The organism is Vibrio sp. Hep-1b-8 (assembly GCF_006124995.1).
In the GTDB taxonomy this organism is placed as follows: Bacteria; Pseudomonadota; Gammaproteobacteria; order Enterobacterales; family Vibrionaceae; genus Vibrio.
Genome location: NZ_QEWN01000003.1, coordinates 45,443 through 59,006 on the forward strand (window position 1 = coordinate 45,443; position 13,564 = coordinate 59,006).

General features: G+C 46.2%; 14 protein-coding genes. 5 read left to right on the forward strand and 9 right to left on the reverse strand.

Going from position 1 to position 13,564, the window contains the following annotated elements; all coding sequences use genetic code 11:
• Window positions 1-110: 110 nt before the first annotated feature.
• The 6 genes from DA100_RS01595 to DA100_RS01620 form a co-directional block, all read right to left on the reverse strand.
• Window positions 111-953 (reverse strand): ABC transporter permease subunit, encoded by an 843-nt coding sequence (locus DA100_RS01595; protein ID WP_138970553.1) that lies wholly within the window; start codon window positions 951-953, stop codon window positions 111-113.
• A complete protein-coding gene (gene potH, locus DA100_RS01600; protein WP_138970554.1) occupies window positions 953-1,867 on the reverse strand; it encodes a putrescine ABC transporter permease PotH in 915 nt (304 codons plus the stop codon). The genes DA100_RS01595 and potH overlap by 1 nt, the downstream gene beginning before the upstream one ends.
• Entirely contained in the window at window positions 1,864-3,006 is a 1,143-nt protein-coding gene (gene potG, locus DA100_RS01605; protein WP_138970555.1) for a putrescine ABC transporter ATP-binding subunit PotG, read from the reverse strand. The genes potH and potG overlap by 4 nt, the downstream gene beginning before the upstream one ends.
• Before the next feature lie 48 nt (window positions 3,007-3,054).
• Window positions 3,055-4,164: an extracellular solute-binding protein gene (locus DA100_RS01610; protein ID WP_138970556.1), complete on the reverse strand. Its 1,110-nt coding sequence runs from the start codon at window positions 4,162-4,164 to the stop codon at window positions 3,055-3,057.
• Window positions 4,165-4,208: 44 nt separating this feature from the next.
• Window positions 4,209-5,558 carry an aspartate aminotransferase family protein gene (locus DA100_RS01615; protein WP_138970557.1) on the reverse strand — a complete coding sequence of 450 codons (1,350 nt, stop codon included), beginning with the start codon at window positions 5,556-5,558 and terminating at the stop codon, window positions 4,209-4,211.
• A 113-nt stretch (window positions 5,559-5,671) separates the two neighbouring features.
• Window positions 5,672-7,003, reverse strand: coding sequence for a glutamine synthetase family protein (locus DA100_RS01620; protein ID WP_138970558.1), 1,332 nt, complete (start codon window positions 7,001-7,003; stop codon window positions 5,672-5,674).
• 320 nt (window positions 7,004-7,323) lie between these two features.
• Between DA100_RS01620 and DA100_RS01625 the strand changes: the two genes are divergently transcribed.
• Both DA100_RS01625 and DA100_RS01630 read left to right on the forward strand, forming a co-directional pair.
• The gene (locus DA100_RS01625) at window positions 7,324-8,718 is read left to right on the forward strand and encodes a glutamine synthetase family protein (protein ID WP_138970559.1); all 1,395 of its coding nucleotides are present in this window, start codon (window positions 7,324-7,326) and stop codon (window positions 8,716-8,718) included.
• Between the two features lie 28 nt (window positions 8,719-8,746).
• Window positions 8,747-10,024 carry an FAD-binding oxidoreductase gene (locus DA100_RS01630; RefSeq protein ID WP_138970560.1) on the forward strand — a complete coding sequence of 426 codons (1,278 nt, stop codon included), beginning with the start codon at window positions 8,747-8,749 and terminating at the stop codon, window positions 10,022-10,024.
• Between the two features lie 61 nt (window positions 10,025-10,085).
• Here DA100_RS01630 and DA100_RS01635 read toward each other — a convergent pair whose 3' ends face one another.
• The 3 genes from DA100_RS01635 to hutX form a co-directional block, all read right to left on the reverse strand.
• Window positions 10,086-10,442, reverse strand: a complete 357-nt coding sequence (locus tag DA100_RS01635) for a hypothetical protein (RefSeq protein ID WP_138970561.1) — start codon at window positions 10,440-10,442, stop codon at window positions 10,086-10,088.
• Between the two features lie 70 nt (window positions 10,443-10,512).
• On the reverse strand, window positions 10,513-11,043 hold the full coding sequence (hutZ, locus tag DA100_RS01640; protein ID WP_138970562.1) for a heme utilization protein HutZ: 531 nt from the start codon (window positions 11,041-11,043) through the stop codon (window positions 10,513-10,515).
• 37 nt (window positions 11,044-11,080) lie between these two features.
• Complete coding sequence (hutX, locus tag DA100_RS01645; protein ID WP_138970563.1) at window positions 11,081-11,584, reverse strand: heme utilization cystosolic carrier protein HutX; 504 nt, start codon at window positions 11,582-11,584, stop codon at window positions 11,081-11,083.
• 144 nt (window positions 11,585-11,728) lie between these two features.
• Between hutX and DA100_RS01650 the strand changes: the two genes are divergently transcribed.
• From DA100_RS01650 to DA100_RS01660, 3 genes are read left to right on the forward strand one after another with little or no spacing between them, the layout of a single operon-like run.
• The gene (locus DA100_RS01650; protein ID WP_138970564.1) at window positions 11,729-12,451 is read left to right on the forward strand and encodes an energy transducer TonB; all 723 of its coding nucleotides are present in this window, start codon (window positions 11,729-11,731) and stop codon (window positions 12,449-12,451) included.
• A complete protein-coding gene (locus DA100_RS01655) occupies window positions 12,451-13,146 on the forward strand; it encodes a MotA/TolQ/ExbB proton channel family protein (protein ID WP_138970565.1) in 696 nt (231 codons plus the stop codon). The genes DA100_RS01650 and DA100_RS01655 overlap by 1 nt, the downstream gene beginning before the upstream one ends.
• Window positions 13,146-13,559: a biopolymer transporter ExbD gene (locus DA100_RS01660; protein WP_138970566.1), complete on the forward strand. Its 414-nt coding sequence runs from the start codon at window positions 13,146-13,148 to the stop codon at window positions 13,557-13,559. Before DA100_RS01655 ends, DA100_RS01660 begins: the two co-directional genes overlap by 1 nt.
• Window positions 13,560-13,564: the final 5 nt, after the last annotated feature.

The following is a 13,564-nucleotide window of genomic DNA, read 5'->3' on the forward strand; positions in this document are numbered from 1 at the left end:
GTCATTGCAACACTAATGATACAAATTGATTATCACTACGCAAAATTAAGCCAACAATTATAAATAAAGGTGATGGCATAGCAAGCTATACCACACCACCTTGAACAGCACTATTGAGCAGCAAGTTTCATCTCAAGTTGCCGACGTTTTTCTGCTTTCGCCATCACCCACCAAGCGACAAAGGTCGCACACGCTACCGCCAATATGATGAGGGTCGCTAGAGCATTGATTTTCGGGCTGACCCCTAAACGAACGCTAGAGAACACCACCATAGGTAAGGTTGTAGCACTTGGCCCCGAAACAAAACTCGCAATAACTAAATCATCCAATGACAATGTGAATGCCAGTAACCATCCAGCGAGAATTGCTGGTGCGATAGTGGGTAAGGTGATTTGGAAGAAGACTTTCCAAGGCGGCGCGCCAAGATCCATCGCCGCCTCCTCAATCGATCGATCCACTTCTTGTAGACGAGAACTGACTACAACGGTGACATAAGCCGTACAAAAAGTCACATGCGCTATCCATATCGTCAACATGCCTCGCTGTGAGAAGATGTCGAACACTTGCCCTAGCGCTATAAAGAGCAATAGCAAGGATAAGCCGGTAATCACCTCTGGCATAACCAGTGGAGCGGTGATCATAAAGGCAAAACCGGTTTCACCTCTGAACTTACCAAACCGGTTTAAGACAAAAGCAGCGATAGTACCAAGCACAACAGCTGCACTGGCTGACAAGAAACCGATCATCAGGCTCAGTTTAACCCCTCCCATCAATAGGTCATCTTCGAGAAGCTCAAAGTACCATTTGATTGAGAAACCTGACCAAACCGTTACCAATCTGTTTTCGTTAAACGAGTAAATAATGAGGATTAGAATCGGTAGGTATAGAAACGTAAGACCTGCCGCGAGTATCGCCCACTTCCATTTGGTTTTATATACAGGAATCGCATCCATTAGTTTGCCTCCAACTCACGTTTCTGATAACGGTGGAACCACAGTATCGGAATCATTAACAGTAACAACATGACAATAGCCACTGCTGACGCCACGGGCCAATCTCGGTTATTGAAAAACTCTTGCCACAAAACTTTACCAATCAATATCGAATCAGGCCCACCAAGGAGCTCAGGGATAACGAACTCACCCACAGCAGGAATAAACACTAACATCGAGCCAGCAATGATCCCCGCACGAGTGAGTGGGACAAGAATGCTAAATAGGGTCGTGTATGGCTTCGCACCTAAATCACTAGACGCTTCGATCAACGAATAGTCGACGCGCATTAAAGCGGTATAGATAGGCAAAACCATGAAAGGTAGGTAGGTGTAAACAATCCCTATGTAAACGGCAGCATCGGTATGAAGTATTTTTAATGGCTCGTCAATGGCTCCTAACGACAGCAGGACATTGTTAAGCAATCCATTATTTTTGAGGATGCCTATCCACGCATAAACTCGAATCAAGAAACTGGTCCATGACGGTAGAATGATTAGCATCAGTAAGATGTTTCGAGTCGCAGGTGTTGAGTGAACAATCGCCCAAGCGATCGGGAAACCAATCAACAAACATAAAGCGGTCGACACTAGTGCGATGCGAATCGATTCTAGATATGACGAGATATAGAGATCATCTTCCACCAGATACTGATAGTTGCCGATGTTGAGCAACAGTTGTATTTGCTGCTCCGCATAGCTCCATAGCTCACTGTATGGCGGGATAGCAATTTGTGCTTCGGCGAAACTGATTTTGAACACAATAAGAAAAGGTAGCAGGAAAAACAGCAATAACCACCCATAGGGTACCGATAGTAATAGACACTTCGGCGTCGGAACCACACGCCAGAAGTTCAATTTGGCATGAGTTTTCATATCTTAAGTACCACGCTACTTTCTAATTCCCAGCATAGGTTGACCCTTTGCTCCCAAGTCGGCATTTCTTTGCGATGACGGCTAGTGTTTTGCAAAGTGGCGGTCACCAATTTACCGCTTTCTAAGCGCACATGGTAAATCGACTGATTGCCCATATAAGCGATATCTTCAACAACACCAGAGCAGGAGTTCTCCGCGTTGGATGGTTTGTCGCACAGCATCATCTTCTCGGGGCGTATGGCGATATAAACAGGAATCCCTGGAGCACCAGATACACCGTGTGCAATTCGGATTGGAGAAGGGAGATCCGGTGTAGCAATCGTTGCGCTATCGTTGTTGTTGGTCTCCAAAACACCTTCAAATACGTTAACTGAACCAATGAATCTAGCGGTGTATCTTGAGTTAGGGTGTTCATAAATGGCTTCGGGAGAACCGATTTGAGCAAACTGACCTTTGTTCATGATGGCAATGCGACTCGCCATCGTCATGGCTTCTTCTTGGTCATGTGTCACCATGACACATGTCACGCCAACGCTCTCAAGAATATCCACAACCTCAAGCTGCATTTTTTCTCTAAGGTTTTTGTCCAACGCACCCATTGGTTCATCAAGAAGTAGTAACTTAGGTTTCTTCGCTAGGCTTCTCGCCAAGGCCACCCTTTGTTTCTGTCCACCAGATAGCTGATGTGGCTTACGATTGGCATAGTCTGTCATCCTCACCAAATCAAGCATATGTTTTACTGTCGCGTCGATCTCTTTGCTTGGCATGCCATCTTGCTTTAGCCCGTAAGCTATATTTTTGGCTACCGTCATATGGGGAAATAGAGCGTATGATTGAAACATCATGTTGACTGGACGACGGTACGGCGGGACATTCGCTAAGTCTTCACCATCGAGTATAATTTGCCCTTCCGTAGGCTGTTCAAAACCCGCTAGCATTCTAAGTAGTGTTGATTTGCCGCAACCTGAGGCACCTAATAAGGCAAACAACTCACCTTGGTTGATGGTCAGGTCGACATTATCTACCGCAACATAGCCATCAAAGTTCTTGGTCAAACCTCGTATTTCTAACAAGGGTTTAGGCGGTTTAGATTTTGTATGGCTATGCACTAGCTCGGTTTCAATAGACATCACACTCATATCTTTCTCCCTACAGCGGCGAGCACCCGAAAGTGCCCGCCTTACAACTTAGTTTTTAATAAAGTCAGTCCACGCACGTGTAATAGTTCGTGAAACCTTATGTGGCAACATTTTCGAGCTGTACAACTTCTCTTGTGCCTCTGGCGTAGGGTAGATACCTGGATCATCTAAGATTTCCTGATCAATAAACTCACGCGAAGGTAAGTTCGGGTTTGCATACCAAACGTAGTTACTGATTTCAGCAATCACTTCTGGACGCATCAGGAAGTTGATAAACAAGTGAGCGTTTTCAGGGTGCTTCGCCTCTTTAGGGATCGCCATTAAGTCGAACCAGGCAAGTGCGCCCTCTTTCGGAATAGAGTAAGCAATTTCTACCCCGTTATCCGCTTCAGCTGCGCGATCGGCCGCCTGCAGAACATCACCAGACCAACCGATAGCAACACAGATATCACCATTTGCTAAGTCATTGATGTATTGAGATGAGTGGAAGTAGGTAACGTACGGACGAATATCCTTAAGCAGGGCAAGCGCATCCTTTTTGTAGTCACTGGTTTTGGTACTGTTTGGATCTTTACCTAAGTAATTAAGTGACGCAGCCATGATTTCCGATGGTGCATTCAGGAAACCAACGCCACACTGAGCCAGCTTCTCCATGTTCTCTGGTTTAAAGACCAGATCCCAGCTGTCAACGGGCGCATCTTTACCAAGGATCGCTTCCACTTTCTCGATGTTGTAACCAATACCTGTTGTACCCCATAGGTATGGAATCGAGTAATCGTTGTTAGGATCGACGGTATCCGCCAGTATTGCCATCAGTTTAGGATCTAAGTTCTTGTAGTTACTCAGCTTGCTTTTATCCAGCTTCTGGAACGCACCCGCTTTTGCCTGACGTCCAAGGAAGTCATTACTCGGCACCACAATATCGAAACCTGTGTTACCTGAGAGAATTTTCGCTTCTAACACTTCGTTAGAGTCGAAAACATCGTAAACCACCTTAATACCAGTCTCTTGTTCAAACTTGGCAATCGTGTCTTCCGCGATATAATCTGACCAGTTATAAACGTTAAGAACTTTCTCTTCGCCAGCGTGCACTAATGCCGGTGCAGTAACCATTGCTGCTCCCAGCGCCATGCCGATATATGATTTTAGTTTAACCATTTGGATCTCCGTTCCTCTTGCTTGTTGCTCGTGTACGTGACCGACTAAGACTTGACGTCCGCCAACGTGTTATCTAAAGCTTGTTTCGCTTTAGTGACCAGTTGATCGATTTCGTCTTTACTGATGATCAGTGGTGGTGAACAGATCATTGAGTCGCCCACCGCTCGTAAGACAACGCCTGCGTCAAAACAGTGCTCTCGACAGCGAGTCCCTACGTCGAGATCTTTGTCAAAGCGCTGATTGGTCTGTTTGTCAGCAACCAGTTCAATCGCACCAACCAAACCTTTACATCGAGCTTCACCGACCAACGGATGCTGTGCCAGTTCACTCCAACGCTTGGCAAAGTATGGAGCGATCTCTTCGCGCACTTGATTAACGACGTTGAGTCGCTGCATCTCTTTAATATTGGCAATGGCTACTGCACAGGCTGCCGGGTGACCTGAATAAGTGAAGCCATGAGCGAACTCTGTATCAGCGTCAGTCAGCACTTTTGCTACGTGGTCGCGAACCATTACCCCACCCAGAGGCAGGTAGCCCGAAGTAATGCCCTTCGCCATACACATCAGATCGGGTTTGATGTTGAACGCTTGGCTGGCAAACCATTCACCAGTACGACCAAAGCCACATATGACTTCATCGACGATCAATAGGATTTCGTATTTGTCACAAATACGTTGAATTTCTGGCCAATAGCTATCTGGCGGGATAATCACGCCGCCTGCCCCCTGAATCGGTTCGGCAATAAAGGCAGCAACATTACCTTCACCTAACTCAAGAATTTTGGCTTCCAATTGGCGAGCACGCTCTAGACCAAACTCGTTGGCATCTTGCCCCTGACCTTCACCAAAGTGATAAGGCTGATCGATATGAACGATATTGGGTAGTGGCAAACCACCTTGCGCATGCATAAACTTCATACCACCCAGGCTTGCGCCGGCCATGGTGCTGCCGTGGTAAGCGTTATGACGGCTGATCACGGTTTGCTTGCTGGCTTTGCCTTTGCTTGCCCAGTAATGGCGAACCATGCGCAGTACGGTGTCATTACACTCAGAACCTGAGCCTGTGAAGAAGACATGGTTCATCCCCTCTGGCGTGATTTCAGCCAGTAAGGTAGAAAGCTCTACTGCCGGCGGATGAGTGGTCTGGAAGAACAGATTGTAATAAGGCAGTTCCTTTAGCTGCTCAGTAGCGGCATCAATCAGCGGTTGACTGCTATAGCCAAGGTTTACACACCAAAGCCCAGCCATACCATCAAGAATTTTGTTACCGTCCTCATCGTAAATGTAAACGCCCTCAGCTTTAGTAATGACGCGAGAACCTTTTGCATTTAATGACTTAAAGTTAGTAAAAGGGTGCAAACAATGTGCACTGTCTTGCTCAATCCATGTAGACATAGTTAACTCTCATCTTTTTCAGATATCGATATAAACTCGGTAAACTGACCACAAACTAGCTCACCTTGTCTCAAGTCACCAGGCCAATAATGCCAAGTGGCTCGAGTCATGATTTACACGTTCAATAATAGGAACTCACGCTCCCATGAACTGATCACTTGGAAAAACGTTTTGTATTCTTTGCGCTTAATGGCGACATAAGCCGCTACAAAACGATCGCCTAAAATTTCACGAAGCTCATCACTCTGCTCCAATAACACCAGTGAATCTTCCAGCGTATGTGGCAGAGAATAGGGTTGAGTTGTCATATCACCTGTACATTCTGGCGTTGGTGTGAGCTTCTCTTTCATGCCCAAATAACCACAAGCGAGGGTGAGTGCCATCGCCAAATATGGATTAGCATCAGCTCCCGCATAGCGGTTCTCGATTCGACGAGAATTTCTATCTGAAATAGGTACTCGCAATCCAACGGTGCGGTTGTCCACCCCCCAAGCCACGTTGGTAGGCGCAGATTCACCAAATACCAAACGGCGGTAGGAGTTCACATTCGGCGCAAAAAACGAAATTGCGGCAGGCGTGTATTTCTGCATACCAGCGATATAGTTCATGAAGAGTTCACTGTTAGAGCCATCATCATTCGCAAACAGGTTCTGACCGTTGTCATCCACTAGACTCTGGTGAATATGCATCGCACTACCTGGCTCATTTTCCATTGGTTTTGCCATAAAGGTCGCATACACATCATGTTTTAATGCCGCTTCACGTACCGTACGCTTAAACAAGAACACTTGGTCAGCCCTATCAAGTGGCTCACCGTGGTCAAAGTTGAGTTCCATTTGCGCGGCACCAGATTCGTGCACCAGGGTGTCAACATCCAACTCCTGTACTTCACAATAGTCGTACATATCTTCAAAAATCGGGTCAAATTCGTTAACAGCATCGATACTGAAAGACTGGCGAGCCGTTTCAGGGCGACCGTTACGACCAATTGGCGGTTCAAGTGGGTAATCCCAATCGAGGTTCTTCTTAACTAAGAAGAATTCGAGCTCTGGAGCCACAACTGGGTTCCAGCCTTCTTTTTTGTAGAGATCTAATACACGGCGTAATACGGCGCGGGGTGAGATATCGACAGGGTCACCGTCCACAGTGTAACAATCGTGGATGACCTGCGCTGTCGGCTCTTTAGTCCAGGGAACAAAACGAATCGTATCCGGGTCTGGTTCCAAAAGCATGTCCTTCTCTGTTAAATCAATCATGCTTTCGTCATCAGGCCAGTCACCAGTTACTGTTTGGAAAAAAACCGCTTCGGGAAGGCGCATACCTCCCTCTCGAAGAAACTTTTTGGCGGGCATGATCTTACCTCGCGCATTACCAGTAATATCAGGTATGAGGCATTCCACCTCAGTAATCCTATTACTCTCAATCCATTTCGTTATCTTTTCCATGATTTATTCACCTATTGTTTGGCGACAAATTTGTCAGCGACTTGGAATAGGATTGACCTTGAACTGGTTAAATGTCAACCACAAATGTTAATTATTTTGATAATTTGATAGCTGAATTTTACAAATAATTAACAACAGTGTTGTGTTTTACTAAACGTTGTGTAAGGGTAATATCGTGCGTTGGATGTTTTTTCATCAACTATGAGTAAGATTGTTATCGACAAAATATGGCTAACGTGTTGCTGAACACGCGAAGGAAAGTAAGGACGCACTTGCCCATCTCCCATAAGCGGTAATCAACTTAAGGAAGCGAATAAACAATGAACGAGCTAGTCAAACAAACTATTACCACAACACAAGATGCACGCTCAGTTCACGGTGCTGCCAATATGATCGAACAGTTCATCCGTGCGAATCCTCTTGTCACCACAGTCGATCTGATGCTGTTTGATATTAACGGTGTTATCCGTGGTAAACGAGTTAACGCCTCTCAACTGGATAAGATCTCGGAACAGGGAATATGCTTACCTGCTTCTGTCTTCGCATTAGATATCTGTGGCGAAACGGTAGAGGAAACAGGTTTGGGCTTCGAACAAGGCGATGGCGACAGACTGTGTATGCTGGTTGACAGTTCATTGCAACTGACGCCTTGGCTTGAGAACAGTGCTCAAGCCATTGTTACCATGTATGAGCCCGACAGCCAGCAGCCCTTTTTCGCTGATCCTCGTCACGTCCTTCAGGGGCAATTAGACAAATTCACTCAACGTGGCTTAACCCCGTGCGTCGCGATAGAACTTGAGTTCTATCTGCAAGACGTTAAACCCGATGCAGACGGACAACCACAGCCACCTATCATGCCACTCAGTGGTGAGCGAATGACGCAAACTCAAGTCTATTCACTTGATGAGCTTGATGAATTTAAGGCATTTCTTGACGAAGTCTTAGCGACATGTGAAATACAAAATATTCCAACAGACAATATCACCGCCGAATATGCTCCAGGCCAGTTCGAAGTTAACTTGCGCCACTGCGAGGATGTGCTTTTAGCCTGTGACCAAGCAATGCTGTTGAAAAGAGTCATACGCGCCATTGCAAAAAAACACGGATTCTATGCCAACTTCATGGCTAAACCCTACACAGAGCACGCAGGTAACGGCTGCCACGTCCACGTTAGTCTGCTCGATCGCGACGGAGAAAATATCTTCGCTGACGATCAGAATACCCTACTTCACGCCATTGCAGGCATTCTCGACCATATGGATGAAAGCATGGCGGTCTTGGCTCCAAACGCTAACTCTTATCGACGCTTGCAACCGAATATGTTTGTCCCACTCCAAATGACTTGGGGGTGGGATAATCGTACCGTCGCAGTTCGTGTTCCCGCCGGTGAAAATAGTAATCGTCGGATTGAACATCGACTTGCAGGTGCTGATGTTAACCCATACTTAACGACCGCTGCCATTCTCGCTTCTATATTAGATGGTATTGAGAAGCAGCAACTTCCACCAGCGCCTATTGAAGGTGATGCCACACTTGTCGACGCACCAACGGTTCCGACCTCTTGGCAAGCTGCACTCGAACTGTTCGACCAGAGTCTGTTCTTGAAAGAGCAACTTGGAGAACAGTTCTGCAAAATCTATTTGGCAAACAAGCAACATGAGCAGGAGCATTTTTCCGCTCAGGTATCGCCACTCGAGTACCAATGGTACAAGTAAGTTCAACTTTAGTTTTAAGGACAAAGCTATGAAAGCAAAGCACACCGACTCTTACTACGCAGCGTCAGCAAATCAACACTTTGATTTTCCTACGTTAAAAGGCGCACACAAGGCGGATGTTTGTGTGGTGGGTTCAGGTATTACTGGTGCAACAGCGGCACTTGAACTTGCCAATCGTGGTTTTAAAGTCATTGTGCTTGAGGGCAAACGGGTCGGTTGGGGTGCATCAGGTCGTAGTGGCGGTCAAGCGATTTTCGGTTGGGCTTCAGAGCAAAGTACTCTCGAAAAACTGGTCGGTAAATCAGACGCACGTAAACTATGGGATATGTCCGTTGACGCTTTGGCACTCACCAAAGGCAACATAAAAAAATACAACATTGAGTGTGATTGGCGTGATGGTATGGTCCATCTAGGCGTCAAATCACGTCACGATCGCGAGCTCAAAGCGTGGCACGATGATCTCACCGAGAATTATGGCTACCAATCACTGCAACTTTGGGATCAAAAACAGACACGCGAACACATCGCAAGCGATCGTTATACTTCGGGTTTATTTGACTCTAACAGCGGTCACCTTCATCCATTAAATTATACGCTTGGTTTGGTTAAAGCCGCACAAGATGCGGGGGTTGAATTTTACGAACAGAGTGAATGTAAGAAGATTGAGCATGGCGATCCTGCCAAACTGTTTACGGCACAAGGCAGCGTTGAAGCCAACCACGTTGTTTTAGCCTGTAATGCTTATATGGATGGGTTGGAGAGCAAGTTAGAAAATCGTGTCATGCCCGTTGGCACCTATATTTGCGCGACAGAACCGCTTGGTGAAACGGTCACCAATGATCTGATGAAAAATCATATTTCAGCGTGTGATATTAACTTTGTACTCGATTACTTCCGCTGTTCAGGAGATCACCGCATGTTATTTGGTGGCAGAGTCAGTTATTCAGGCGTTGCACCTTTTAACCTTAGAAAAGCAATGCAGTCGAGAATGATTGATATCTATCCGCAGCTGAAAGACGCCAAGATTGACTTTGCTTGGGGAGGTAATGTCGCCATTACCCTCAACCGAGCACCGCATTTTGGTCGCTTAAAGCCAAATGTCTACTTTGCGCAAGGTTTTTCAGGTCACGGCATCGCAGCCACTGGTATGGCGGGAACCCTGATGGCAGAGTGCATCGCCACTACAGCCGAACGTTTTGCCATATTTGACCGAATTCCTCATCACCCATTCCCAGGTGGTCGCTTGTTCCGCACCCCTGCTCTCGTTCTGGCGATGTCCTATTTCAGAATTCGAGATATGCTATAGCCACTCTGATCGTTCGTATCGCCTCGGTGTCACGCCCTCTACATTAGGGGGCATTACTCAGCTAGTAACTGTGACTGACAAACTCCACTTCATTAACCTGATGGACACGGTTTGTGTATGAGGCTAGCGCATACATGATATTGGCGAGTAGGTTGGCGTAGCGGAACAAGATCGGATCCGGCGACTTTCTGCCTGAGTGTTCAATTGCCACCAACGCGCGAACGGAACCAATGAGGTGATATACATTCGGTTGAAGCCGCAGCAATATATCACGGCTAACGTCATCCAAATCATAAGTCAGCACTAAACCAATCCTGCTACACAGCTCGTCACTGGCGATCTCAAAGTCACACACTGGGCTATCTTCATAGATGAATGGGTAGCAGATTTCTCCGTGATCTTTGCTGACGGGGCGCATCGTAATTCCTCTCCTAAAGCAGAAAGGAGCCACTATGGCTCCTTAATTGGAATCTAAGCTATCTGAATCACTACTGGTTGGAAACCTTTTTATGGCCTTCTTCTAAATGAACAAAGTCAACAAGATCATCACCCGACACCTGATAAGCCTGACCGAAACCTTTTACAAACAGACCTTGCTCCGCTTTTAGGTTGAACAAAACAAAATCCTGTAATTGGCTAAGGCCATCAATAATCTTACCAAATCTCTCTTTCATTTGTGCAATCACAAGATTCCATTGCTTGCTATCGCGTTCAACCACTGACGCTACCGCATCAAACGTTAAGCGTTTTCGAGCAAACAGCTGTTTCGAGTCACCCTCGTCTTCAATCATCATAATCGACACACTTGGATTGACCTGCAAATTACGTGCGTGGCGAGCAATTTCAGAGATTAAGACAAAGTAACCATCCTGATTCTGCACATAAGGGGCGTAACTCACATTCGGACGCCCATTTTCGTCGACGGTGGCGAGTTGCAATGTACGTCGCGCTTGACGAAACTCTTTAATTTCCGGTTCTAGACGACCTTGCAAACGCTCTTGTTTTACTTGTTGGTCCATTTGAGGCTCCTCAATCTGTTCTCTTTTTCTGTATTTGTTATTGGCTCAACTCGTGCTGCCAGCGTTTGAATGTCTCGACTTGAGAAGCAAACAGTTGATGTTTGTCATCACGTCCCAAATAGACTTTAAAGATATTATTACCTTGTGAGCAAAAAAATCCAAAATAATGACTTTCTCGTCCTCTAAAAGGCTTACTTACCAAAGCAATATCCTTAATATTTTCTAGCTTGAGATGACCATGTAATTCACCTTCTTTCCCCATGAGATTGTAGTAACCTCTGGCCTCTTTCCCTCTAGGAAAGGGGGCTTTGACTTCAAAAATTGAGCCAAATGAATGAACGATAGTCGTCACAGGGCCAAAACCAACCAATTGCTCCAAAACCCATTGCGCTTGTTCCCCAGAGACAAGAGTCACCATGCCATCAGGCAAAGAAGCAACAATTTGAAATTCTGATACGTTGAGTTTTTCCGCCAAATCCGCAGGCAGCAAAGCCGGCTCTTGCTCCAATAGCTGAACCACTTGTTGTTTTAATGAGGGCATACTCTTTCCATACTGTTGCTTATTCCACTGATGATTGGGATCATAAATTGTCAAAAATGAGAATGCAATTGATAATTGATCTTATTTACATTGTGAGTAATAATCTCGCCATAACTGAGTAGCGAGATTGGATAAGGAGATAAAGTGAACATTAAACGATACGTTGTTGCCGCAGGTCTATCTGTTGCTGTGCATGCTGCGTTAGTTGTTGTTACACAAGAACCCAAAGCCATGGCTATGCCTGCGGGCAGTCCCTCCAATTCAGTCTCTCTCAATCTAAAAGTGACGGCTCCACCAAGCTCGGTTCAACCTGTTGTTGAACAAAAAGCTCAAATCAAAACGCAACCTAAGTTAGTCGAATCAAGCGCAGTTAAACAAGAAAAACACTTCGCCAAGCCAAAGCCAGTGGATACCGTCAAAACTCCAGTTTCAAAGCAACAAGCTGCACAAAAAAAGCCTGAGCACACAGCAGAGAATCGACGCGTGGCAAAGCAAGAGAAAAAGCCTCTCGCTGAGCCACAACCAGAGCAGGCGTCCGATGATGCCCTACCGCAGGACGTTAACAACGGCGTAAATGCGCAGCCCGTAATGGTCACCAAGGCGTCATTTTTGACTAAACCTACTGCACCTAAATATCCGCGATTGGCGAAAAAGCGCCGCTTAGAAGGCGTGGTTTTGTATGAGGTCTGGCTTGATAAAAACGGTAATCAAGTTAAGCAAGTCCTAATCTCCTCTTCAGGAGCGACGATACTTGATCAGTCCGCTTTAGACGCCATCAAAACGTGGCAGTTCACTCCACAATCTGTTGACGGTCAGCAAATTGCACACCGCATTCAAATCCCTGTTCGTTTTAAGTTGGACCAATAATGGAACAAATAAATCAGTTGCAACAACAGCTCGGCCTGATGACTTGGCCGCTAATTCTTTGCTCTGGGCTCACCCTAATGATCATCGCCGAGCGTATTTTCCATGTCATCCTCAGTTTAGGGGCTGGCAAACACGCTATTCGCGCTGAACTAGAGCAAATCACACCAACAGACTCTCAACAGATAGAAGCACTATCAAAGGCACTGGTTGTGCGTAGACCTCTCCTTTACAAGGGCGTCGCTATGCTACTCGCACACCACTCGTTTGATAAAACACTGCGTGAAGATGCGGCAGGTATGTGGCTACAAGAGAAGCGTCACCAACTTCAATTTGGTCTGCGTTTGCTCTCTCTAATCGGTGTGATTAGCCCTCTGATTGGGCTACTTGGTACCGTACTAGGTTTGATAGAGATGTTTAAAGGCGTTGCCGCCTCAACAGGTAACATTACACCCAATGATCTTGCTGACGGTCTTGGAATCGCAATGCGGACAACCGCCGCAGGGTTGATTATTGCTCTGCCTGCCATCGCCGGAGCTCAATTGCTTGGGCTATGGGCAGATCGTGTTATCGCGAAGCTTGAGCACACCTTGAACTACGTAAATCTATGGCTTGAAGGGCTACGCCTCGGAGAGACTTCATCCAGCAAGGGCTGCGCGAGTGAAAAAGTCTCTAAACTAGAAATTCAGGCCAACTAATGATTAAAGTCTCACAGCAAGCAAACCACAACGGATTGGTACCAGACTTAACGCCCTTACTCGATATTATTTTTATCGTCATGGTGTTTTTGATGCTCACAGCAGCCGTCAAACTGGACTCCCTCGAAGTCGACCTACCTAGCGTCGATTCCCCTGTGGTTTCAGTGGTGGAAAATACCTCTCTGACCATCAATATTCTTGAACAAGCGCCCCATTGGGCCATTGATGGTAAACAGTATATCGACTGGAATAACTTCACTCTCGCCTTGCTCGAAGAGCACCGAACCAACAAACAGCCGATAGTGGTTGGTGCTGAAAAAACCGCCGATGTTCAACATTTGGTCAAATTGCTCGCTTTCTTGCAGCAAAACGGTATTCAAGCAACTCAACTACTCACGCAAGATTCTAAATAGCCGAG

Coding starts and splice junctions, on each gene's coding strand:
- DA100_RS01595 (WP_138970553.1), bottom strand. CDS start 953: ATGGATGCGATTCCTGTATATAAAACCAAATGGAAGTGGGCGATACTC.
- potH (WP_138970554.1), bottom strand. CDS start 1,867: ATGAAAACTCATGCCAAATTGAACTTCTGGCGTGTGGTTCCGACGCCG.
- potG (WP_138970555.1), bottom strand. CDS start 3,006: ATGAGTGTGATGTCTATTGAAACCGAGCTAGTGCATAGCCATACAAAA.
- DA100_RS01610 (WP_138970556.1), bottom strand. CDS start 4,164: ATGGTTAAACTAAAATCATATATCGGCATGGCGCTGGGAGCAGCAATG.
- DA100_RS01615 (WP_138970557.1), bottom strand. CDS start 5,558: ATGTCTACATGGATTGAGCAAGACAGTGCACATTGTTTGCACCCTTTT.
- DA100_RS01620 (WP_138970558.1), bottom strand. CDS start 7,003: ATGGAAAAGATAACGAAATGGATTGAGAGTAATAGGATTACTGAGGTG.
- DA100_RS01625 (WP_138970559.1), top strand. CDS start 7,324: ATGAACGAGCTAGTCAAACAAACTATTACCACAACACAAGATGCACGC.
- DA100_RS01630 (WP_138970560.1), top strand. CDS start 8,747: ATGAAAGCAAAGCACACCGACTCTTACTACGCAGCGTCAGCAAATCAA.
- DA100_RS01635 (WP_138970561.1), bottom strand. CDS start 10,442: ATGCGCCCCGTCAGCAAAGATCACGGAGAAATCTGCTACCCATTCATC.
- hutZ (WP_138970562.1), bottom strand. CDS start 11,043: ATGGACCAACAAGTAAAACAAGAGCGTTTGCAAGGTCGTCTAGAACCG.
- hutX (WP_138970563.1), bottom strand. CDS start 11,584: ATGCCCTCATTAAAACAACAAGTGGTTCAGCTATTGGAGCAAGAGCCG.
- DA100_RS01655 (WP_138970565.1), top strand. CDS start 12,451: ATGGAACAAATAAATCAGTTGCAACAACAGCTCGGCCTGATGACTTGG.
- DA100_RS01660 (WP_138970566.1), top strand. CDS start 13,146: ATGATTAAAGTCTCACAGCAAGCAAACCACAACGGATTGGTACCAGAC.